The 20,572-nt window shown below is 67.1% G+C and carries 20 protein-coding genes; 11 read left to right on the top strand and 9 right to left on the bottom strand.

Going from position 1 to position 20,572, the window contains the following annotated elements:
* Nucleotides 1–50 precede the first annotated feature (50 nt).
* The 3 genes from C3E79_RS05780 to mptB are packed head-to-tail and all read right to left on the bottom strand — an operon-like array spanning nt 51 to nt 3,484.
* Nucleotides 51–830 carry an ABC transporter permease gene (locus C3E79_RS05780; RefSeq protein ID WP_108404056.1) on the bottom strand — a complete coding sequence of 260 codons (780 nt, stop codon included), beginning with the start codon at nt 828–830 and terminating at the stop codon, nt 51–53.
* Nucleotides 831–850: 20 nt separating this feature from the next.
* The gene (locus C3E79_RS05775; protein WP_108404055.1) at nt 851–1,807 is read right to left on the bottom strand and encodes an ABC transporter ATP-binding protein; all 957 of its coding nucleotides are present in this window, start codon (nt 1,805–1,807) and stop codon (nt 851–853) included.
* Between the two features lie 6 nt (nt 1,808–1,813).
* Nucleotides 1,814–3,484 (bottom strand): polyprenol phosphomannose-dependent alpha 1,6 mannosyltransferase MptB, encoded by a 1,671-nt coding sequence (mptB, locus tag C3E79_RS05770; protein ID WP_108404054.1) that lies wholly within the window; start codon nt 3,482–3,484, stop codon nt 1,814–1,816.
* Nucleotides 3,485–3,617: 133 nt separating this feature from the next.
* On the opposite strand from mptB, the gene C3E79_RS05765 reads away from it, so the two are divergent.
* From C3E79_RS05765 to C3E79_RS05725, 9 genes are read left to right on the top strand one after another with little or no spacing between them, the layout of a single operon-like run.
* Nucleotides 3,618–4,334, top strand: a complete 717-nt coding sequence (locus C3E79_RS05765) for a helix-turn-helix transcriptional regulator (protein WP_108404053.1) — start codon at nt 3,618–3,620, stop codon at nt 4,332–4,334.
* A 31-nt stretch (nt 4,335–4,365) separates the two neighbouring features.
* Nucleotides 4,366–5,772, top strand: coding sequence for a Fe-S cluster assembly protein SufB (sufB, locus tag C3E79_RS05760; protein WP_108405082.1), 1,407 nt, complete (start codon nt 4,366–4,368; stop codon nt 5,770–5,772).
* A 5-nt stretch (nt 5,773–5,777) separates the two neighbouring features.
* The gene (gene sufD, locus C3E79_RS05755; protein WP_108404052.1) at nt 5,778–6,959 is read left to right on the top strand and encodes a Fe-S cluster assembly protein SufD; all 1,182 of its coding nucleotides are present in this window, start codon (nt 5,778–5,780) and stop codon (nt 6,957–6,959) included.
* A 45-nt stretch (nt 6,960–7,004) separates the two neighbouring features.
* Nucleotides 7,005–7,763 carry a Fe-S cluster assembly ATPase SufC gene (gene sufC / locus C3E79_RS05750; RefSeq protein ID WP_108404051.1) on the top strand — a complete coding sequence of 253 codons (759 nt, stop codon included), beginning with the start codon at nt 7,005–7,007 and terminating at the stop codon, nt 7,761–7,763.
* A complete protein-coding gene (locus C3E79_RS05745) occupies nt 7,760–9,019 on the top strand; it encodes a cysteine desulfurase (RefSeq protein ID WP_108404050.1) in 1,260 nt (419 codons plus the stop codon). Before sufC ends, C3E79_RS05745 begins: the two co-directional genes overlap by 4 nt.
* A complete protein-coding gene (sufU, locus tag C3E79_RS05740) occupies nt 9,016–9,477 on the top strand; it encodes a Fe-S cluster assembly sulfur transfer protein SufU (protein ID WP_108404049.1) in 462 nt (153 codons plus the stop codon). The genes C3E79_RS05745 and sufU overlap by 4 nt, the downstream gene beginning before the upstream one ends.
* Complete coding sequence (locus C3E79_RS05735) at nt 9,470–9,850, top strand: metal-sulfur cluster assembly factor (protein ID WP_108404048.1); 381 nt, start codon at nt 9,470–9,472, stop codon at nt 9,848–9,850. Before sufU ends, C3E79_RS05735 begins: the two co-directional genes overlap by 8 nt.
* A gap of 26 nt (nt 9,851–9,876) precedes the next feature.
* Nucleotides 9,877–11,505 (top strand): ABC-F family ATP-binding cassette domain-containing protein, encoded by a 1,629-nt coding sequence (locus tag C3E79_RS05730; protein WP_108404047.1) that lies wholly within the window; start codon nt 9,877–9,879, stop codon nt 11,503–11,505.
* Between the two features lie 13 nt (nt 11,506–11,518).
* Complete coding sequence (locus tag C3E79_RS05725) at nt 11,519–11,785, top strand: hypothetical protein (RefSeq protein WP_108404046.1); 267 nt, start codon at nt 11,519–11,521, stop codon at nt 11,783–11,785.
* Here the strand turns inward: C3E79_RS05725 and C3E79_RS05720 are convergent.
* Nucleotides 11,782–13,191 (bottom strand): HNH endonuclease signature motif containing protein, encoded by a 1,410-nt coding sequence (locus C3E79_RS05720; RefSeq protein WP_158268473.1) that lies wholly within the window; start codon nt 13,189–13,191, stop codon nt 11,782–11,784. The two genes, C3E79_RS05725 and C3E79_RS05720, sit on opposite strands and share 4 nt — an antisense overlap.
* A gap of 173 nt (nt 13,192–13,364) precedes the next feature.
* On the opposite strand from C3E79_RS05720, the gene C3E79_RS05715 reads away from it, so the two are divergent.
* Complete coding sequence (locus C3E79_RS05715; protein WP_158268472.1) at nt 13,365–13,574, top strand: PLD nuclease N-terminal domain-containing protein; 210 nt, start codon at nt 13,365–13,367, stop codon at nt 13,572–13,574.
* Between the two features lie 8 nt (nt 13,575–13,582).
* Here C3E79_RS05715 and C3E79_RS05710 read toward each other — a convergent pair whose 3' ends face one another.
* From C3E79_RS05710 to acnA, 5 genes are all read right to left on the bottom strand, one after another.
* Complete coding sequence (locus C3E79_RS05710) at nt 13,583–14,953, bottom strand: PFL family protein (RefSeq protein ID WP_108404043.1); 1,371 nt, start codon at nt 14,951–14,953, stop codon at nt 13,583–13,585.
* Nucleotides 14,954–14,973: 20 nt separating this feature from the next.
* Entirely contained in the window at nt 14,974–15,243 is a 270-nt protein-coding gene (locus C3E79_RS05705; RefSeq protein WP_108404042.1) for an ACT domain-containing protein, read from the bottom strand.
* Between the two features lie 11 nt (nt 15,244–15,254).
* Entirely contained in the window at nt 15,255–15,992 is a 738-nt protein-coding gene (locus C3E79_RS05700; protein ID WP_108404041.1) for a glutamine amidotransferase-related protein, read from the bottom strand.
* Nucleotides 15,993–16,016: 24 nt separating this feature from the next.
* Complete coding sequence (locus tag C3E79_RS05695; protein WP_108404040.1) at nt 16,017–16,583, bottom strand: TetR/AcrR family transcriptional regulator; 567 nt, start codon at nt 16,581–16,583, stop codon at nt 16,017–16,019.
* Nucleotides 16,584–16,677: 94 nt separating this feature from the next.
* Nucleotides 16,678–19,458: an aconitate hydratase AcnA gene (gene acnA, locus C3E79_RS05690; RefSeq protein ID WP_108404039.1), complete on the bottom strand. Its 2,781-nt coding sequence runs from the start codon at nt 19,456–19,458 to the stop codon at nt 16,678–16,680.
* Between the two features lie 302 nt (nt 19,459–19,760).
* Between acnA and C3E79_RS05685 the strand changes: the two genes are divergently transcribed.
* A complete protein-coding gene (locus tag C3E79_RS05685) occupies nt 19,761–20,264 on the top strand; it encodes an Rv1476 family membrane protein (RefSeq protein WP_108404038.1) in 504 nt (167 codons plus the stop codon).
* Nucleotides 20,265–20,572: the final 308 nt, after the last annotated feature.

Here is a 20,572-nt window from a genome sequence, read left to right as displayed (position 1 = left end):
GCCCGCCCCGCCGCCTAGCCGATGAGCGAGCCGGTGAGCGAGCCGGTGAGCTAGCCGTCGAAACGGAACCACCGCACCGCCGCGGCGACGGCGAGGACGGCCCACGCGACCAGTGCTATCCAGGCCGCGGAGTCGACCACGCCGACGAACGCCTGCGAGAGCGCCCCGGCCAGGGCGACGGTGGGTACGGCGTTGAACCACCCGGCGCTGGCGAGCGAGCCCACGTAGGCAACGTAGCCGAGGGTGCCCACGAGGGCGAGCCACGCGAGGTTCGCGAGGGCAAGCACCAGCTCCGAGCTCAGCGATCCCCCCATGAGCAGGCCAAGGGCGGTAAAGCACGCAACGCCGAGGAGCAATGTGAGCGCCCCGAAGGCGGCCCCGGCGGCGGATACTCGCCAGCCGAGCGCGAGCGCGAGCGCGCCGAGCACGATGATTTGGACCGCGACCATGGCGAGCACGCCCAGGATCTTCCCGGCGATGATCGTCCACGCCGGCACGCCCGAGGCACCGGCGCGCTTGAGCGCTCCGTAGCGCCGATCGAAGGCGAGCGCGATCGCCTGGCCGGTAAAGCCCGCGCTGCTCGCCGCGACGGCGAAGACGACCGGCACGAGGTGGCTAAGCTGCGCGGCACGCCCGTCGATCGCCCCCGGCAGGGGAAGCTTGGCCGCCGCGATGAGGATCGCGGCCGGGATAATGAGGTTGAGCATGAGCTGCTCGCCGTGGCGCAGCATGAGGGCCGCCTCCACGCGGCCCTGAGCGAGCGCCATGCGCGCCACCGGGGCGCGGCGAGGCCGGGGAGAAAACGTTCCGGGAGGTAGTGCGTACGTCATGAGATACCTTTCTTGGCTGGCTAGCTGCGCAGCTCTCGGCCCGTCATGTCCAAAAAGACGTCTTCGAGGGTGCGGTGGGTGACACTGAGCTCGCGCAGCAACACGCCCTGACGCTGCGCCTCGGCCGCAATGGAGGCAACGATCCCCGGGTCCGCCCCGCCGCTTACGCGGTAGCGCAGCGGCCGGGCCTTGTGCGTATCGACGCCACGGCCCTCAAGCGCCCTTCCCAACGCGACGAGGTCGAGCTCGCGATCCGTGAGGATGCTCACCGACGGAACCTCTTCCCGTGCCGTGAGCTCGGCCGGGCTACCCTGGCCCACGACCCTGCCGTGGTCGACGATAACGACGTGGTCTGCCAAGGCCTCGGCCTCGTCCATGAGGTGGGTGGTGAGCACGACGGTCACCCCGTCGCGTTTGAGCGCGCCGATGATCTCCCACACCGCGATGCGGGACTGGGCGTCCATCCCCGCCGTCGGCTCGTCCAAAAAAACCAGCTCCGGGCGGCCGATCAACGCGAGCGCCAGGGAGAGGCGCTGCTGTTGGCCTCCGGAGAGGCGGCGATAGGTCGTCCGCTCTACACCCCGCAGCCCGAGGAGGTCGATGAGCCAGTCAGGGTCTAGGGGATCGACGTTGTAGCGCGCGGTGAGCTCGAGCATCTCCCGCACCCGGATGCCGGAATAGGACCCACCACCTTGGAGCATGATGCCGATGCGGGCGCGCAGGGCCTCGGGCTGGGTGCTCGGGTCGAGCCCAAGCACCCGGATGCGCCCGCTGCTCGGGCGGGTAAAGCCTTCGCACATGTCGATGGTGGTGGTCTTTCCCGCGCCGTTCGGCCCGAGCAGCGCGAGCACTTCTCCGCGCTGGGCGCAGAAACTCAGCCCGTCCACCGCAGTGACCACCGCCCCGGACCGTCCGGAAGAGAAGGTCTTGGTCACGGCCTCGACGACGAGCGCGGGGGCATCAGAGGTCTTCTGCATGGCTGGCTAGTTTAGACTCGCCCGCCCGAATCGTCGGTAGAGCCACCACGCCAAGGCGCACAGGGTGGCAAACGCCACTGCCGCGCTGGCGTAGATGGTCACCACCGCGCCGGGGTCGAGCGCGAGCCCGCGGGGCAGGACGAGGAAGCTGAAGATCGCCGAATAGGCCGCCACACCAATCCGGAAGAGCTGGCGGTTGGCCCACGCCGCCAGCGGCACGATGGCCCACAGCGGGTACCAGGGGTGGACAACGGGGAAGAGGATCACCAGCACCACCGTGGCCACGCCGAGGCCGCCGACGGGGTGGATCGTCCCGCGGAAGGTCGCCCACAGCATGCGCGCCATAAACGCCGCTGCCACCGCCAGCCCCGCGGCACGGGTGACCACCAGCATGGCCTCGATGTGATCTCCCAGGCCGAGCAGCATCCCTACGTGGCCGCCGATCACGCCGATGTCCGTGGTGATGGACAGCCAGCTCCTGATCGTCGCGGCGCCGCCCTGGCCGGTCACCCACCCGTAGCCGATCCCGCTGGCGAGGCTGACCGCCACGGTGGTGGCCACCAGGAGCCCGGCCTGCAGCGCCGCGGCCGCGGCGATCGCCCCGGCGGCCGGCCACCTAGTGGCGAGCCGGCGCGCCAGCGCCATCCCGGTGAACCCAAGGCCGATAAACCCCGTGACCTTGACCAGCCCCGCGCAGGAGATGAGCGCGCCGGAGGCGAGAAGCAGGGCCCACGCGTGCCCGGGGCGCGAGCTGAGGGAATCGAGCCCGCGCAGGCCCACCTCGAGGCCGACAAGCAGGAAGCCGAGCAGGATCGCCTCGTTGTGGATCCCGCCGACGAGGTGCAAGATGAGCAGCGGGTTTAAGATCCCGAGCCATAAGGCAGCGGGGGCGAAGACCGAGCTGCGCCGCGCCAGCGCGACCACTCCCCACGCCGCGGCGGCGATGCCGGCCAGCGAGACGAGCCGGTGCGCGTAGACGCCGGCAACGATGGAATCCCCCGTCAGGCGCGAGAGCGCCGCGGAGATGCTCAGCGCGACGGGCCCGTACGGGCTGGAGGATTGCGCCCAGATAAACGGCACCGACCGGGCGAGGGGGTGCTCCGCGCCGAGGGTTTCTACGGGCCCGGCGGCATAGGGGTCGAGACCCTGGGCCACGATCGAGCCCTGCGCGAGGTAGGAGTAGATGTCCTGGGTGAACAGGGGAGCGGTGGGGATGAGCGGGATCACCCACGCGATGAAGGTGCGCACGGTCACCGCCGTTCCCACGCGCCCCGGCACGCCGGCGGCGCCGACGAACGGGGCCATGAACAGCCAAGCGGCCACGAGCATGCCCACGCCGATGAGGATGAGGGAGGACGACGCCTGCAGCATCCGCCCGAGTAGCGCCCCGCCGGGCAGGGCCGCATACGGGTTGTCCACTACGGGCAACGCCCCGCCGCCCAGGCCGCCGAGGCCGATGAGAATCGTCCCCATCAGGCCAATCCAGCGTAGCAGCGCGAACCGGTTCGCCTCCGGTGTGGAGGGGCGTACCACAGAGGCGTCGCCACGCGATGCCTCGTGCGTCTTGTGCAGCCGCGCCGAGCGCGAACCCGGCCTCCCCAGCCGAGGGAGCACCTGGGTTAGCCCGCTTCCTCGCCGGGCGCGCCGCGCCCCTGGCCCCGCCGTGCGCCGTGTCATCACAAGCGAGCAGTCTACAAAAGCCGGCGGCGCACCCGGGGCCGCACATGCGGAATGAATTTCTACACACTAGTGTTGGAAAAAGGCGTACGAGGAGAATGCGGAAGGCGAGGAAGAAACGGAGGTGTCGACAATGGAGGACAACGCTCGCTCTATCGGCGGACAAACCCGCAAGGAGGTCATGTCCGCCCTGCTCAAGCACGGCCCCGTCGCCGCCACCGAGCTCGGAGGCCTGCTCGGGCTCTCCGCCGCGGGCGTGCGCCGCCACCTTGACAAGCTGGTCGAAGAACAGCTTGCCGAGACCTGTGAGCCGCACGGCGTTGCAGGGGTGACCACCTCGCGGGGCCGGCCCGCCAAGCACTACCGGCTCACCGAGGCCGGGCGCAGCCACTTCGGCAGCCAATACGACTCTCTCGCCACGGAGGCGATCGACGCGCTGAAGGAAATCGGTGGCGCCGAAGCCGTCAAGGCCCTGGCGGCCGCTCGGGCGAGGAAAATTCTCGGCGGCGTCGAAGGCGTCGATAAGGCTGGCGGGGACATCGAGCAGGTGGCCCACCAGCTGGCGGACGCGCTCGATACCAACGGGTACGCTGCAACAGTGACGCGCGCAGGCACAGGGATCCAGATCTGCCAGCACCACTGCCCGGTATCGGCGGTGGCGGCGGAGCACCCGGAGATCTGCGAGGCGGAACACGAAGCCATCTCGGCGCTCGTCGGCAGACACGTCCAGCCGCTCGCGTCGATCGCGGACGGCAACGGCATTTGCACGACCAACATTCCACTCGCCGCCGTATCCCGGAAACGGGCGGTAGGCGAGACACACACCGAAAGGAGCGGAGATCTTGACTGAGACACAAGCCGCACCCGGCCTCGAGAGGCCGATGAACGACGATGAGATCATCGAATCTATTGGCGCCTACAACTACGGGTGGCACGACTCCGACGTCGCCGGGGCGTCCGCCCGACGCGGCCTCGATGCCGACGTGGTCAAGGACATCTCCGGTATCAAGAACGAGCCGGAGTGGATGCTCAACCAGCGCCTCAAGGCCCTGGACATCTTTGAGAAGAAGCCGATGCCGACCTGGGGCGCCGACCTGAGCGGGATCGACTTCGACAACATCAAGTACTACGTGCGCTCCACCGAGCAGCAGGCCACCAGCTGGGAGGACCTGCCGGAGGACATCAAGAACACCTATGACAAGCTCGGCATCCCCGAGGCCGAGAAGCAGCGCCTCGTCGCCGGCGTCGCGGCGCAGTACGAGTCCGAGGTGGTCTACCACCAGATCCGCCAGGACCTGGAGGAAAAGGGCGTTATTTTCGTCGACACCGACACCGCACTGCGCGAGCACGAGGATCTGTTCAAGGAGTACTTCGGCACCGTCATCCCGGCCGGCGACAACAAGTTCTCCGCGCTGAATTCGGCCGTGTGGTCCGGCGGGTCCTTCATCTACGTGCCCAAGGGCGTGCACGTGGATATTCCGCTACAGGCCTACTTCCGCATCAACACGGAGAACATGGGCCAGTTCGAGCGCACCCTCATCATCGTCGACGAGGACGCCTACGTCCACTACGTCGAGGGCTGCACCGCGCCGATCTACAAGTCCGACTCCCTGCACTCCGCGGTCGTCGAGATCATTGTGAAGAAGGGCGGCCGCTGCCGCTACACCACGATCCAGAACTGGTCGAACAACGTCTACAACCTGGTGACCAAGCGCGCCAAGGCGGAAGAGGGCGCGACCATGGAATGGGTCGACGGCAACATCGGCTCCAAGGTGACCATGAAGTACCCGGCCGTATGGATGACCGGGCCGTATGCCAAGGGCGAGGTGCTCTCCGTCGCCTTCGCCGGCGAGGGCCAGTTCCAGGACACGGGCGCGAAGATGACCCACATGGCCCCGCACACGTCCTCGACCATCGTGTCGAAGTCGGTCGCCCGCGGCGGCGGCCGCGCCGCCTACCGCGGGCTGGTGCAGATCAACCCGAACGCGCACCACTCGGCCTCCAACGTCGAGTGCGACGCCCTGCTGGTGGATAACATCTCGCGCTCGGATACCTACCCGTACAACGACATCCGCAATGACCACGTCACCCTCGGCCACGAGGCGAAGGTCTCGAAGGTCTCCGAGGAGCAGCTGTTCTACCTCATGTCCCGCGGGATTGCCGAGGAAGAGGCGATGGCGATGATCGTGCGCGGCTTCGTCGAGCCGATTGCCAAGGAGTTGCCGATGGAATACGCCCTCGAGCTCAACCGTCTCATCGAACTGCAAATGGAAGGATCCGTGGGCTAAAAACAATGGCAGATACCGCTTTGGAAACCAACCCCGTGACCAACGCCTCGGGCGTGAACACCAAGGGCGACGCGTTTTCGTCGTTCAACGTCGATGACTTCGCCGTGCCCGGCGGGCGCGACGAGGACTGGCGCTTCATCTCGCTGCGCCGCATCCGCGGGCTCCACAACGCCTCCTTCGCCCCGGTGGCGGAGGCCAACATCTCCGTCGAGGCGCCCGCCGAGGTCGCCGTGGAGACGGTCGCTCCTGACGACGCCCGGCTCAAGGCAGCCGGTGCCCCCGTCGACCGCGTAGCCGCGCAGGCGTTTACGTCGGCGAAGTCCGGCACGATCGTGAGCATCCCGGCGGACGCCGAGCTCACCGAGCCCGTCACCATCACGGTGACCGGGGCCGGGGACGAGGTCACCACCTTCGGCACCGTCCTCATCGAATCCGGCGCGAACTCCTCGGCCACGGTCGTCGTCCGCTACGCGGGCACCGGCACCCACGCCGACAACGTCAACTGGGTGATCGGCGATAACTCGCGCGTCTACGCGGTGGTGGACACCCAGTGGGACGACGACGCCGTCCACCTCGGGGCGCAATCGATCGTCGTCGGCCGCGACGCCACGTTGCGCCACACGGTCGCGGGCTTCGGCGGCGAGGTCACCCGCATGACCCCGCGCGTGAAGTTCACCGCTCCCGGCGGCGACGTCGAGCTCACCGGCGTCTACTTCGCCGACGACGGGCAGTACATCGAAAACCGCCTCCTCGTCGACCACTCCGTGCCCAACTGCCGCTCCAACGTCATGTACAAGGGCGCGCTGCAGGGCGACAAGGCCTCCGCAAAGCCCGACGCGCGCACCTGCTGGGTCGGCGACGTGCTCATCCGCGCCGAGGCTCTGGGGACCGACACGTACGAGACGAACCGGAACATGGTTCTGACCGACGGCGCCCGGGCCGACGCCATCCCGAACCTCGAGATTGAAACCGGCGAGATCGCAGGCGCCGGACACGCCGCTACCGTGGGCCGCTTCGACGACGAGCAGCTGTTCTACCTGCGCGCCCGCGGCATCCCCGAGAAGGAAGCGACCCGGCTCATCATCCGCGGCTTCTTCAACGAAGTGCTCAACAAGATCCCGGTCGAGTCGGTGCGCGACGAGCTCATCGCCCGCGTCTCCGGCGAGCTCGAGCAAGCCAACCTCTAACCGCCCCCGCCCCACGTTTCTAGAAAGAGTCACGGAAAGAACACAATGTCTACCCTTGAAATCAAAGACCTGCACGCGAACGTCCTGCCCACCGAGGAGGGCCAGGAGCCCACGCCGATCCTCAAGGGCGTGAACCTGACCATTTCCTCGGGTGAGACCCACGCGATCATGGGCCCGAACGGCTCCGGCAAGTCCACTCTTGCCTACACGCTCGCCGGCCACCCGAAGTACGAGGTGACCGGGGGCGAGGTGCTTCTCGACGGCGAGAACATCCTCGAGATGGAGGTCGACGAGCGCGCCCGCGCCGGCCTGTTCCTTGCCATGCAGTACCCGGTAGAGGTCCCGGGCGTGTCCTCGTCGAACTTCATGCGCTCCGCCGTCACTGCCGTGCGCGGCGAGGCCCCGAAGCTGCGCGAATGGGTCGCAGAGCTCAACGCCGCGCGCGACGCGCTGCAGATGGACGCCTCTTTCTCCGAGCGCTCGGTCAACGAGGGCTTCTCCGGCGGTGAGAAGAAGCGCCACGAGGTCATGCAGCTCGCCCTGATGAAGCCGAAGTTCGCCGTGATGGACGAGACCGACTCCGGCCTCGACGTCGACGCGCTGCGCATCGTCTCCGAGGGCATCAACCGCTACCGGGAGGAAACCCACGGCGGCGTGCTCATGATCACCCACTACAAGCGCATCCTCAACTACGTCTCCCCGGACTTCGTCCACATCTTCGCCGACGGCAAGGTTGTGCAGACCGGCGGCGCAGAGCTGGCCGACGTCCTCGAGGCAGAAGGCTACGAGAAGTTCATCTCATGACCTACACACTCCCAGACGGAACACTCAACGTGGACGCCATCCGCGCGGAGTTTCCGATCCTGTCCCGCACCGTTCGAGACGGCAAGCCGCTTGTCTACCTCGACTCGGGTGCGACCTCGCAGCGACCGGAACGCGTGTGGAACGCGGAGCGCGACTTCGTGTTGAACACGTTTGCGCCCGTGCACCGTGGCTCCTATCAGCTTGCCGAGGAAGCGACCGAGGCCTACGAAACGGCGCGCGCACGCATCGCCGCGTTCGTCGGCGCGGATGGGCACGAGATCGCGTTTACGAAAAACGCGACCGAGGCGCTCAACGCCGTCGCGTACCTGCTTGGCGACGACCGAGCGGGCGCCCACCGGGTTAGTGAGGGCGACACCATCGTCGTCACGGAGCTGGAGCACCACGCAAACCTCGTGCCCTGGCAGGAGCTGGCGCGCCGCACCGGCGCGACGCTGAAGTGGTACACGATGACCCCCGACGGCAGGATCGACCTCGATTCCCTCGAGCTCGACGAGTCTGTCAAGGTGGTCGCCTTTACCCACCAGTCGAACGTGACCGGCGCTCACGCCGACGTTGCCGAGATGGTGCGACGCGCCCGCGAGGTCGGCGCGCTCACCGTGCTCGATGCCTGCCAGTCGGTGCCGCACATGCCGGTGAATTTCCACGAACTGGGCGTGGACTTCGCCGGGTTTTCCGCGCACAAGATGTGCGGACCCTCCGGAGTGGGCGTGCTCTACGGCCGCGGTGGGATCCTCGACGAGTTGCCGCCGTTTCTCACGGGCGGTTCCATGATCGAGGTGGTGAAGATGGAAGGCTCCACCTACGCACCGGCGCCGCAGCGCTTCGAGGCCGGCACGCAGATGACCAGCCAGGTCGTCGGGCTGGGGGCGGCCGTCGAGTTTCTTGCCGAGGTCGGGATGGCCAACATCGCCCGCCACGAACACGACCTGACCGCCTACGCGCTCGAGCAGATGCAGGCCATCGACGGGCTGCGCATCGCCGGCCCGCTCACGGCGGACAAGCGCGGCGGGGCGATCGCCTTTACGGTCGACGGCGTGCACCCGCACGACCTGGGACAGGTGCTCGACTCGGAAGGCGTTGCCATCCGCACCGGCCACCACTGCGCGTGGCCGGCCCACCGTGCGCTCGACGCACAGGCAACGTCCCGGGCGAGCTTCTACCTCTACAACACTCGCGGCGAAGTCGATGCCCTCGTCGCGGCGATTGTCAAGGCGAAGGAGTTCTTCGGCGCATGAACCTAGAGGCGATGTACCAGGAAGTGATCCTGGACCACTACAAGAATCCACAGCACGCGGGCCTGCGCGATCCGTTCGACGCGGAGGTCCACCACGTCAACCCGTCGTGTGGCGACGAACTGACCCTGCGCGTGACACTGAGCGAGGACAACTCGTCCATCAAGGACGTCTCCTACGATGCCATCGGGTGCTCGATCTCTCAGGCGTCGACAAGCGTGATGGCGGAAGAGATCATCGGCCTGAGCGTCGAGGAGGCGATGGGGAAGCTCTCCGCGTTCGAGGAGATGATCACCTCGCGCGGCCAGCTCGAGGGCGACCCCGAGGTCATTGGTGACGGCGTCGCCTTCGGCGGGGTGGCTAAGTTCCCCGCCCGCGTGAAGTGCGCGCTGCTCGGGTGGAAGGCCTTCCAGGCCGCCACAGCGGACGCGCTTGAGAGGAAGGATGAGACAGATGGCTGAGTCAACTTTCGAGAAGGCGCCGGCCCGCCCGCCGCAGACGGAGGAGCAGATCCAGCTCGCCGCCGACGCCGCGGAGTACTTGCACGATGTGATCGACCCGGAGCTGGGCATCAACGTCGTCGACCTCGGTTTGGTCTACGACCTGTGGATCGAGCAAGACGGCGACACGACCCGGGCCGCGATCAACATGACGCTGACCTCGCCGGCGTGCCCGCTCACGGACGTCATTGAGGAGCAGGCCGCGATCGCGGTGGTGGACAACACCGCCGTCGACGAGGTGGCCATCAACTGGGTGTGGATGCCGCCGTGGGGCCCGCACATGATCACCGAGGAAGGCCGCGAACAGCTGCGCGCGCTCGGCTTCGCGGTGTAGGGTCCCCGGGGGTATACTAACCCGCCGTGATTGTCACCCAGGACCTGGAAGTTCGCGTCGGCGCCCGTACCTTACTTTCCGCCCCGGGCCAGCACCTTCGCGTGCAGCCCGGCGACCGGATCGGGCTCGTCGGGCGCAATGGCGCGGGGAAAACCACGACGATGCGCATCCTGGCGGGGGAGACCGAGCCCTACGGTGGGTCCGTGACCCGTTCCGGGGAGATCGGCTACCTGCCGCAGGACTCCAAGGAGGGCGACATCGAGCAGACCGCTCGCGACCGCGTGCTCTCTGCCCGCGGCCTCGACGAGATCCGTCACCACATGGACAAGCAGCAAGCGCTCATGGAGAGCGCCGATGAGGCCCAGCGGGACAAGGCGATTGCGAAGTACTCGCGCTTGGAGGAGCGTTTCCAGGCCTTGGGTGGCTACGAGGCCGACGCCGAGGCGGCGCAGATCTGCGACAACCTGGGGCTTCCCGCCCGCATCCTCGATCAGCCGCTGAAGACACTCTCGGGCGGGCAGCGGCGCCGCGTCGAGCTCGCCCAGATTCTCTTCGCCGCCAACAACGGCTCGGGCAAGTCCACGACGACGCTGCTCCTCGACGAGCCCACCAACCACCTCGACGCCGACTCCATCAACTGGCTGCGGGGCTTCTTATCCAAGCACGAGGGCGGGCTCATTATGATCTCGCACGACGTCGAGCTGCTCGACGAGGTGTGCAACAAGGTGTGGTTCCTCGATGCGGTGCGCGCCGAGGCGGACGTGTACAACATGGGCTTTTCCAAGTATAAGGACGCCCGCGCGCTCGATGAGGCGCGGCGGCGCCGCGAGCGGGCCAACGCGGAGAAGAAGGCCTCCGCGCTGCAGAAGCAGGCCGCCAAGCTCGGCGCCAAGGCGACGAAGGCCTCGGCAGCGAAGCAGATGCTCGCCCGTGCAGAGCGCATGATGGGCTCGCTTGACGACGTCCGCGTGGCCGACCGCGTCGCCGCCATCACGTTCCCGGAGCCTGCACCGTGCGGCAAGACCCCGCTCTACGGCAAGGGCCTGACGAAGATGTACGGCTCGCTCGAGGTTTTCGCCGGAGTGGATCTGGCTATTGACAAGGGTTCGCGCGTGGTGGTCCTTGGCACGAACGGCGCGGGCAAGACGACCCTGCTCAAGCTCTTGGCGGGCGTGGAGCGCACCGATGGCGAGGGCGGTCTGGTCACCGGCCACGGCCTGAAGATCGGCTACTTCGCCCAGGAGCACGACACGATCGACGGCGCCAAGACGGTGTGGGAGAACACCATCGAGGCCTGCCCGGACGCCGGCCAGCAGGACCTTCGTGGCCTCCTTGGCGCCTTCATGTTCTCCGGCGACAAGCTCGAGCAGCCGGCCGGCACGCTCTCCGGCGGCGAGAAGACCCGCCTCGCCCTGGCAACGCTGGTTTCCTCGCGCGCGAACGTGCTGCTTCTCGACGAGCCCACGAACAACCTCGACCCCCAATCCCGCGAGCAAGTCCTCGACGCGTTGAAGACCTACACCGGTGCCGTCGTGTTGGTCACCCACGACCCGGGCGCGGTGCGTGCACTGGAGCCGGAGCGGGTGATCATCATGCCGGAGGGCGATGAGGACCTGTGGAACGACGAGTACATGGAGATCGTCGAGCTCGCCTGATACCTTGGTGGGCATGCTTTTCGGAAACCGCTACCAGGGCGCGCTTGATGAGCTCATCGTTCGGGTCGCCGAACTCGAACGCGAGGTCGCCGAGCTTTCCTCCCAGGCTGGGCGGCCCGCCGACGCGCGACGCAGGCGCTTGGCCTCCGACGAGGTGCGCCGGCTCCTTGGGCAGGGAAAGAAGGTCGCCGCGATCAAGCAGCTGCGTGAGGAAACCGGCCTCGGGCTTGCCGCCGCGAAGCGTGTGGTGGACCGCCTCGAGGCGGGCGAGGATCTCTAGGGCGGGACGCCTCGCACGCGCGCGACCGTCCGGTTGACGGCGGAGCGGCGCGCGGCATCGGCGTGGTTGAACTTCAGCGCCGTCTCCCCGGGGACCTTGAGCCCCGCTCTGCCGCTGGCCGGGTCGTATTCCATGTGGCAGGTGTTGAATCGGTGGTCTCTGTGATCATTGTTGCGTCTATGATGCTCGCGACAGAGACCCGTGAGGTTTGAGATGTCTGTGCTTCCTCCCTGGATCCACGCGAGGATGTGGTGGGCCTCGCACTCACTCATGGGTGCGGTGCACCCCGCCCACGAGCACACCCCCTGGACGGCTAGCATCGCCACCCTCTGCCAGATGGACGCCGTTCGGCTGCTGCGCACAAGGTTGAGGGGAACGCCGGTGGCGCCGTCGATGGTGAGCACGAAATCATCGGCACCCTCCATGCCGAGGCGCACGAGGTCAAAGGCGTCGACCTCGATACCCGTATTGGTGGCAAAGAGCGTGGCCGCATCGGCCCCGGCAAGATCGTCGAGCGTTACCGTCACGACGACCGAGGCGCAGCCACCCGCGGCGGGCCGGTTGCACGCCTCCACATGACGCACCATCTTCATCAGCTGGTCGTAGTGCCTCTGCCCGGGGGTGCGGTCATCGCGAATGCCCTCGGGAAGGTTCGCGTTCGGGGCGGCCCCCTTATCCAGTAGTGCCTTGAGCAGGGCAGCGTCCCCCGCGGTCGCGGTCACGGTGATCTCGTGGGTGCCGTCGGCCTTCCGGCGCCCAATCCGCACTCCACGCCGCTCCATCCCCGCATTCGGGTTGCCCGGGGCTGCGTACTTGCGGTTTTCCTCATCCACCCAGCGCCGCACGAGCATCCTGAGGTCTTTAATCGTGCGCGATTCGGCCTCCCGCAGGGCGGCAGCAAGGAGACGCGGGCGGGCCCCACGGGCGGCGGCGAGGAGCTTGTCCAGCTCGAAGCGGATCGCGGATTGGGCCTCGGCGCTCACCTTGTCGGCGCGGGAGCGTGCGCGCTTCTGCTCGCGGCGAGCTTCTTCGCCCCGCTCCGGTCCGGACTCCTTGTCGCCGAAAAGGCCCGAGTCCTCGCCTTCCGGGTCGGGGATGTGCGGCTCCCCGAAGAGATCGCGCCCGCGTCCGAGGCGGTCGAAAGCCTCGCGGGGCGAGAGGCCTAGGCGCTGCCGCAAATACGCGTCGGGGTGCTTGGCACCCACGAGGCGGCCGGCCTCGTCGCGCTCGCAGAGGTGCGCGAACGCGGCGTCAATGAATGCTTTGGCCCCCATCGCCCCCTCGAGCTTTTCCATGTGCGCGGCCGCGTCCGCGAGGTTGAGCGCAGAGGGATCGGCAAAGACGTCGCGGATAGCGAGCAGAGACGCGATGAGCGTATCGACGTGTTTTCCCAGATCAGCGGCCATTGTGCACCCCCTTTTGTCGGCTGTAAGGACACCATAGAAAACGTGTGCGACATCCCCGAAGGCGGTGGACCAGCCTGAAAACGCCGTGACCTGGGATAACGGCGACATGGCCGTAAAAGAGCTGTGATGTATATCACATTTAATGGGCATTGCGGGCGGGCAGAATGGCATGCATGGCAAAGAAAACACAGAACAATCAGAAGTTCGTCATCGGCATCCTCGCCGCTGTCGACGCCGCAGGCAAGGCAGCTGCGTTCGCAAGCCTCGCGCGCACCGACGCGAAGCAGGTGCGCGGGCCGAAGTGGGCCTGGACCCCGGCAATCGCCGCCATCAACACCTTCGGGTGGATCGCCTGGTTCCTCTTCGGCCGCAAGGGTAAGTAGCGGCCGCCCTAGTTGCGCATCCCATGCACCGGCGCGGGGATGAACCCGCCGCGGTGGATGAAGGCGTCGTTACGCACGGTGCTCACGGGGATGACGGGGGCGTAGCCGAGCAGCCCACCGAAGTTGACCTCGTCGCCGGGCCGCGTGCCGGGCACCGGGATGAGGCGCGCGGCGGTCGTCTTGTGGTTTATTACGCCGATCGCCGCCTCGTCGGCGATCATGCCCGCAATGAGCTCGGCCGTGGTATCTCCGGGGATGGCGATCATGTCGAAGCCGACCGAGCAGATCGAGGTCATTGCCTCGAGCTTGTCCATTGAGATGGATCCGGCCCGCACAGCGTCGATCATGCCGCGGTCCTCCGAGACGGGGATGAACGAGCCGGAGAGGCCGCCGACGCGGGAGCAGGCCATCATCCCGCCTTTCTTCACGGCGTCGTTAAGCAGCGCGAGCGCGGCGGTCGTGCCGTGGGTGCCCACCTGGCCCAGGCCCATGTGCTCGAGGATGTGGGCAACGGAATCGCCGACCTCGGCGGTGGGAGCGAGCGAGAGATCGACGATGCCGAAGGGCACACCGAGGCGCTCGGCCGCCATCGTGCCCACGAGCTGGCCTGCCCGGGTGATCTTGAACGCGGCCTTCTTGATTTCCTCGGCGACCTCTCCAAGCGAGGCGCCTTCCATCCTGCCGACGGCGTGATCGACAACGCCCGGGCCCGAGACCCCGACGGAGACCACCGTGTCGGCCTCCTCGATGCCGTGGAAGGCCCCCGCCATGAAGGGGTTATCGCCCACCGCGTTGGCAAAGACGACGAGCTTCGCGCACGCGATGGAGGATTGCTCGCGCGTGAGCTCTGCGGCCTCCTTGATCACCCGCCCCATCGTGGACACCGCATCCATGTTGATGCCCGCGCGTGACGACGCCACATTGACCGACCCGCACACCCTCTCCGTGGTCGAGAGGGCCTCGGGCAGCGACTCGATGAGGCGCCGGTCCGATTCGGTCGTACCCTTCTCCACGAGCGCCGAGTAGCCGCCGACGAAGTTCACGCCGAGCTGAGCGGCGGCGCGGTCGAGGGCGCGGGCGATGGCCACCGGGCTGCCGTCCACGCCCGCGGCTACCAGGGAGATGGGGGAGACCGAGACCCGCTTGTTCACGATCGGGATGCCGAGCTCGCGCTCGATCTCTTCGCACACCGCCACGAGGCGCTCGGCGCGCTGGGTGACACGGTCGTAGACGGCCTGCGCGGTCTCCTCGGCGCTCGCGCGCGTGCACCCGAGCAGCGAGATCCCCATTGTCACGGTGCGGATATCGAGGCGGTAGTCCTCGATCATGTGGATCACGTCAAGGATGCGGCTCGGCGCTATGGTGTGGTCGCTCGCCATGATGCTCGTATACCCCCTTTCTAGATCTCGTTGATCGCGGAAAACAGCGCCTCGGACTGCACGCGAACAACGACGCCGAGCTTTTTGCCGACGCCGGAGAGGTGCGCCGCGAGCTCGCTTAAGTCGACCTCGTCCGCCGGGATCTCGACGCGCATGATCATGGTGAAGTAGTGGTCCATCAGCGTCTGGGAGACGTCGACGATGTTGAGGTTGCGCTGTGCCGCGGCGGAGGAAATGCCGGCGATGATGCCGACGCGATCGTGGCCCGTGGTGGTGATAATGGCGTACATGGCCCTGCAGTCTAGCGCCGCGGCGAGAGCTCGTCGCACACGGCCACGAATCTGCGCAAAAGCTCGTTCGCCCAGGACACGTCGACCGCGGGGAGCGCTGCGACGATCGTGTCGTATTCGCTCAGCGGGAAGTACCCATAGTCGTAGTAGAAATCCATCCGCGCCTTCATCGCGGCGGCATCCATCTCCGCGTGAAACTGGCTCGCCCACACGACCGACCCGTAGCGCACGAGCTGCGCGGCGCCAGTGGGCCCCGTTGCCAGCACCTCGAGCTCAGGCGGGACGATCTCAGGGTTTTCGGTATGCCCGGTGAAGGCGGCGAAGCTCGCCGGGTAACCGTGTAGGAGCCGATCGCCCTCCGCGGCCGCGGTTAGCGTCACGTCGGTAGGACCCGAGACTTCGGGCGCGCTGTGGCCGACGGTGCCGCCGAGCTCGGCGCTCAACCAGCTAAAACCGAAGCACACGAGGAAGACGGGAACCGGGGAGGTGACAAGCTCGGAGAGCTGCGCGTGCACGTGGCGCTGCCAGGGCGAATATTCCGGCGCGGTGACGTTGAGGGAGCTGCCGCCGACGATGACGCCGTCGAACCCGTCGAGCGATCCGATGGCCGTCTCCGTGTCGGCTATGACCCGCATCTCCACATCGGAGGCGTTGAGCCCGCTTGCCGCGAGGACATCGCCGAGCTCTGCTTGAGCGACGTCCGGCCCCATGTCTCCGGTGCGGAGCGATACGAAAAGGATGTGCGCCATGAGGCACATCCTATACCGCTCTGTCTACTTGCCGACGCCCGGGGCCCGCACCGATTGTTCGACGAGGTCGAGGGTGGCCTCGAGGCGCTGCGGGGGCTCGCCGGAGGCGAGTTTGAGGATCAGCCCTTCCATCACCGTCGTGAGGTATTCCTGGAGCACGTCGATGGGGACGTCGTCACGCATGGCCGCGTTGTGCGCGAGCCGCTCGTGGATGGCCTCGTCGAGCACAACCTGGTGCACGCGCCAGCGGGTTTCGAAACAGGGGTCGGTGCGCAGCTTGCGCACGATTTCCGCGCGGGTGATGTACCAGTCGTTCGAGCCCGGGTTGCGCACGAGGCGGCGCATCACCTCGATGAGCCCGTGTTCCGCCACGACCTCGGCCTGACGGGCCGCGTCCTCGGCTGCGATCGCGAGGAAGAGCTCCTCTTTGTCCTTGAAGTGGTGAAAGATCGCGCCGCGCGTCTTGCCCGTGGCCTCCTCGAGCCTGGTGACGGTAGCCCCCTCGTAGCCGTAGCGGGCGAAGCAGCCGCGGGCAGCGGCGATGATCTCCCGGCGCCGGCGGGAGAGTTCGTTATCACTGACAATCGGCATGCGCGCTCGCTTCGGGCTCGACGTGGGTGGACATGGGCGAGGGGCCGACCGGCTGCTGCCGGGGCCCCTCGGAGACGGTTGTGGCTAGGCGCTGCTAGCTCTTGACCATCTGGCGCAGCACGTACTGCAGGATGCCGCCGTGGCGGTAGTACTCGGCCTCACCAGGCGTGTCAACGCGAACCTTCGCGTCGAACTCGACGGTCTCGCCGCCGACCTTGGTGGCGGTGACGTGAACGGTCTGCGGGATGGTCTCCGCGTCGTTGAACGCGGTGATACCGGTGATGTCGAAGGTCTCGGTGCCATCGAGGCCGAGGGTCTCGTGGGACTCGCCCTCCGGGAACTGCAGCGGCAGCACGCCCATGCCGATGAGGTTCGAGCGGTGGATGCGCTCGAAGGACTCGGTGATGACGGCCTTGACGCCGAGCAGGTTGGTGCCCTTGGCGGCCCAGTCACGCGAGGAGCCGGTGCCGTACTCCTTGCCGGCGAGGACGACGAGCGGGGTGCCCGCCTTCGCGTAGTTCTGCGCTGCGTCGTAGATGAACGCCTGGGGCGCGCCCTCCTGCGTGAAGTCGCGGGTGTAGCCGCCGGCCTCCTCCACGAGCTGGTTGCGCAGGCGGATGTTGGCGAAGGTACCGCGGACCATGACCTCGTGGTTGCCGCGGCGGGAACCGAAGGAGTTGTAGTCCTGGCGCTCGACACCGTGGGAGTCGAGGTAGTTCGCCGCCGGGGTGCCCGGCTTGATCGAGGAGGCCGGGGAGATGTGGTCGGTGGTGACCGAGTCGCCGAGCTTGGCCAGAACGCGTGCACCGGAGATGTCGGTCACGGCCTCCGGCTCCATCGGCATGCCGTCGAAGTACGGAGCCTTGCGGATGTAGGTGGAGTCCTCGTTCCACGCGAAGGTCTTGCCCTGCGGGATGTCCAGGCCCTGCCATTGCGCGTCGCCCTTGAACACGTCGGCGTAGTCAGCCTCGTACATCTCGCGGGAGATGGTGGCGGCGATGGTCGCCTCGATCTCCTCAGCGGACGGCCAGACGTCCTTGAGGAAGACGTCATTGCCATCGGCGTCCTGGCCCAGCGGTTGGGTTTCGAAATCGAAGTCCATCGTGCCGGCAATCGAGTAGGCGATAACCAGCAGCGGGGAGGCGAGGTAGTTCATCTTCACGTCGGGGGAGATGCGGCCCTCGAAGTTGCGGTTGCCGGAGAGCACGGCGGTCGCGGTGAGGTCGTACTCGTTGATCGCGTCGGAGACCTCGGCGGGCAGCGGGCCGGAGTTGCCGATGCAGGACGCGCAGCCGAAGCCGGTGAGGTAGAAGCCGACGGCCTCGAGGTCCTTCCACAGGTCCGCGCGGTTGTAGTAGCCGTCGACGACCTGGGAGCCCGGCGCCATGATGGTCTTGACCCACGGCTTGGCCTTCAGGCCGCGCTCCGCTGCCTTTCGGGCGAGCAGGGCCGCGCCGACCATGACGGACGGGTTGGAGGTGTTGGTGCAGGAGGTAATCGCGGCGATCGCGACCATGCCGTGGTCGAGGGTGTACTCGCCGCCCTGCGGGGATTCAACGATGACCGGCTTGGAGGCGCGGCCCTCGGCGCCGGCGGCGGCGGACTCGCCGTTGCCCGGCCAGGACTCGTTGTAGGAGACGGATTCGACCTTCGCGGCGCGAACGGGCTCGAAGGTCTCGGCCCCGGCGTCGTTGTAGTCGGGCAGCTGGTTGCGGAAGGTCTGCTTCGACTCAGAGAGCAGGATACGGTCCTGCGGGCGCTTCGGGCCGGCGATGGAGGGCACGACGGTGGAGAGGTCGAGCTCGAGGTACTCGGAGTACTCGGCCTCGGGTGCGTCCTGCTCAAGCCACATGCCCTGGGCCTTGGCGTAGGCCTCGACGCGCTCGATGGTCTCCTTGTCGCGGCCGGTGAGCTCGAGGTAGTTGATGGTCTCCTCGTCGATCGGGAAGATCGCGCAGGTGGAGCCGAACTCGGGCGACATGTTGCCGATGGTGGCGCGGTTGGCCAGCGGGATCTGGCGCACGCCGTTGCCGTAGAACTCGACAAACTTCTGCACCACGCCGTGCTGGCGCAGCATCTCGGTGATGGTGAGCACGACGTCGGTGGCGGTCACGCCGACGGGGATCTCGCCGGTGAGCTTGAAGCCCACAACGCGCGGGATGAGCATGGAGACTGGCTGGCCGAGCATGGCGGCCTCAGCCTCGATGCCGCCGACGCCCCAGCCGAGGATACCGAGGCCGTTTTCCATCGTGGTGTGGGAGTCTGTGCCGATGCAGGTGTCCGGGTAGGCCACGCCCTCGTTGTCGAAGACGACGCGGGAGAGGTATTCGATGTTGACCTGGTGGACGATGCCGGTTCCCGGCGGCACGACGCGGAAGTTGGAGAAGTTCTCCGCACCCCAGCGCAGGAACTGGTAGCGCTCCTCGTTGCGCTGGTACTCGATCTCGACGTTCTTATCCAGGGCATCGGAGGTACCGAAGGCCTCGATGATTACGGAGTGGTCGATGACCATCTCGGCGGGGTTGAGCGGGTTGACCTGGTCGGGGTTTCCGCCGAGGGTGGAGACGGCCTCGCGCATGGTGGCGAGATCGACCACGCAGGGCACGCCGGTGAAGTCCTGCATGAGCACGCGAGCCGGGGTGAACTGGATCTCGATGGACGGCTCTGCGGACGGGTCCCAGTTGGCGATCGCGTTGATGTGGTCCGCGGTGACGTTCTTGCCATCCTCGGTGCGCAGGAGGTTCTCGCCGAGAACCTTGAGGGAGTAGGGAAGCTTCTCCATGCCTTCGACGGCGTCGAGGGCGAAGTAGTCGTAGGACTTCCCGCCAACCTCGAGCGTGCGTTTGGCGTTGAAGGAGTTCTTGCTTTCAGCCACAGTGAGCTCCGTTTCTCGTTTGTCGTGCCAGTGTGTTACCAGTGTCTTGCCACCCGCGCCGGATACAGCCCAGATGGTGGTCAGTGCCCATCCTATCGCGGAGGAGCGACCGCACAGCCCAGATTCTAACGTAACGCACGTTATGTATTGGACCCGGCCCGGTCATGGGGGAGCAGACGGGGGTATAAGGCCCCTCCGAGCGACCGAGACGCGCCGCGTGGCGGGTTGCGCCGGGTGCCCCATTAGAATCACGCTCAAGAATCCATCGCCGCGAGGCAACCGGCTAGCGAGGAGAGCTCCCCATGACCCCGGAAGGCGTCAACATCGACTCCATCAAGGACCAATTGACCGCCGGCGACGTGGCCTTTGGCACCGCCAACCCGGTCAACGCGCAGCTCGGGCCCGCCATGAGCGACGCACTCGACGGCGCTCTGGCCGCCGCAGGGGCAGAGCACATCGAGCCAGTCGCGCTCGTCGTGCTCGAGCAGACCCCGCGGCAGCCCGCCGATCTGCGCGACCTCGCTCAGGACCTCGCCTCGGAGACGCAATTCGAGACCGTGATCGTGCGCACGCCGCACGCGTCCGGCGCGGTGAGCGAGCGCCTCTCGCGCTATCAGATCGAATCCGCGCAGCGGGCAATGCTCGAGCACTCCGACTACCCGGAGGGAGTGCGCGCGTTTGTCGATACCGCGGTGTCCACGGGCTGGTCGTGGCCGCTCGTCGCGGCGCTGTTTTTGCTCGCCGCCGCGGCCGTCGTTCTCGGCACCGCGGTGACCGTCCTGCGCTCGCGCACCTCGGCCCGCTAGTGGCCTCCGCGGGCTGCGCACCCCGCCGGATTACACCCCTGTGACAAAAGTCACCCAATTCCGCGCGTGTCGCGTCCGTGCAGCATGTGGCGCATGTTTGTCATGTCGCAAAACTTGACTGATGTGAACTTTGGTAAAGGTTGTATCACAGACGACACGAGTGTCGTATGGTTTCCATGTCGGCTCATCAGTCGTTTCTAGTTTCACGGATACTCATTCGCACCACTTGTCACGCTCGGCGCTAGTCACGCCGGGATCGCGGCAGGTATACGAGGTTCGGGCATGTGGGGAAGCACGCCAGGCACCTC

This window comes from Corynebacterium liangguodongii, from assembly GCF_003070865.1.
Taxonomy (GTDB): Bacteria; Actinomycetota; Actinomycetes; order Mycobacteriales; family Mycobacteriaceae; genus Corynebacterium; species Corynebacterium liangguodongii.
The sequence above is the reverse complement of the archived record's forward strand: the minus strand, read 5'-3'. Positions and strand labels throughout refer to the sequence as shown.

Bases quoted from the DNA above. Each gene is read 5' to 3' on its own strand.
- C3E79_RS05735 (WP_108404048.1), top strand. From the start codon at position 9,470: ATGGCTGAGTCAACTTTCGAGAAGGCGCCGGCCCGCCCGCCGCAGACG.
- C3E79_RS05705 (WP_108404042.1), bottom strand. From the start codon at position 15,243: ATGTACGCCATTATCACCACCACGGGCCACGATCGCGTCGGCATCATC.
- C3E79_RS05700 (WP_108404041.1), bottom strand. From the start codon at position 15,992: ATGGCGCACATCCTTTTCGTATCGCTCCGCACCGGAGACATGGGGCCG.
- C3E79_RS05745 (WP_108404050.1), top strand. From the start codon at position 7,760: ATGACCTACACACTCCCAGACGGAACACTCAACGTGGACGCCATCCGC.
- C3E79_RS05725 (WP_108404046.1), top strand. From the start codon at position 11,519: ATGCTTTTCGGAAACCGCTACCAGGGCGCGCTTGATGAGCTCATCGTT.
- C3E79_RS05710 (WP_108404043.1), bottom strand. From the start codon at position 14,953: ATGGCGAGCGACCACACCATAGCGCCGAGCCGCATCCTTGACGTGATC.
- C3E79_RS05780 (WP_108404056.1), bottom strand. From the start codon at position 830: ATGACGTACGCACTACCTCCCGGAACGTTTTCTCCCCGGCCTCGCCGC.
- sufD (WP_108404052.1), top strand. From the start codon at position 5,778: ATGGCAGATACCGCTTTGGAAACCAACCCCGTGACCAACGCCTCGGGC.
- C3E79_RS05695 (WP_108404040.1), bottom strand. From the start codon at position 16,583: ATGCCGATTGTCAGTGATAACGAACTCTCCCGCCGGCGCCGGGAGATC.
- sufU (WP_108404049.1), top strand. From the start codon at position 9,016: ATGAACCTAGAGGCGATGTACCAGGAAGTGATCCTGGACCACTACAAG.
- C3E79_RS05715 (WP_158268472.1), top strand. From the start codon at position 13,365: ATGGCAAAGAAAACACAGAACAATCAGAAGTTCGTCATCGGCATCCTC.
- C3E79_RS05720 (WP_158268473.1), bottom strand. From the start codon at position 13,191: ATGGCCGCTGATCTGGGAAAACACGTCGATACGCTCATCGCGTCTCTG.
- mptB (WP_108404054.1), bottom strand. From the start codon at position 3,484: ATGACACGGCGCACGGCGGGGCCAGGGGCGCGGCGCGCCCGGCGAGGA.
- sufB (WP_108405082.1), top strand. From the start codon at position 4,366: ATGAACGACGATGAGATCATCGAATCTATTGGCGCCTACAACTACGGG.
- sufC (WP_108404051.1), top strand. From the start codon at position 7,005: ATGTCTACCCTTGAAATCAAAGACCTGCACGCGAACGTCCTGCCCACC.
- C3E79_RS05685 (WP_108404038.1), top strand. From the start codon at position 19,761: ATGACCCCGGAAGGCGTCAACATCGACTCCATCAAGGACCAATTGACC.
- C3E79_RS05765 (WP_108404053.1), top strand. From the start codon at position 3,618: ATGGAGGACAACGCTCGCTCTATCGGCGGACAAACCCGCAAGGAGGTC.
- C3E79_RS05775 (WP_108404055.1), bottom strand. From the start codon at position 1,807: ATGCAGAAGACCTCTGATGCCCCCGCGCTCGTCGTCGAGGCCGTGACC.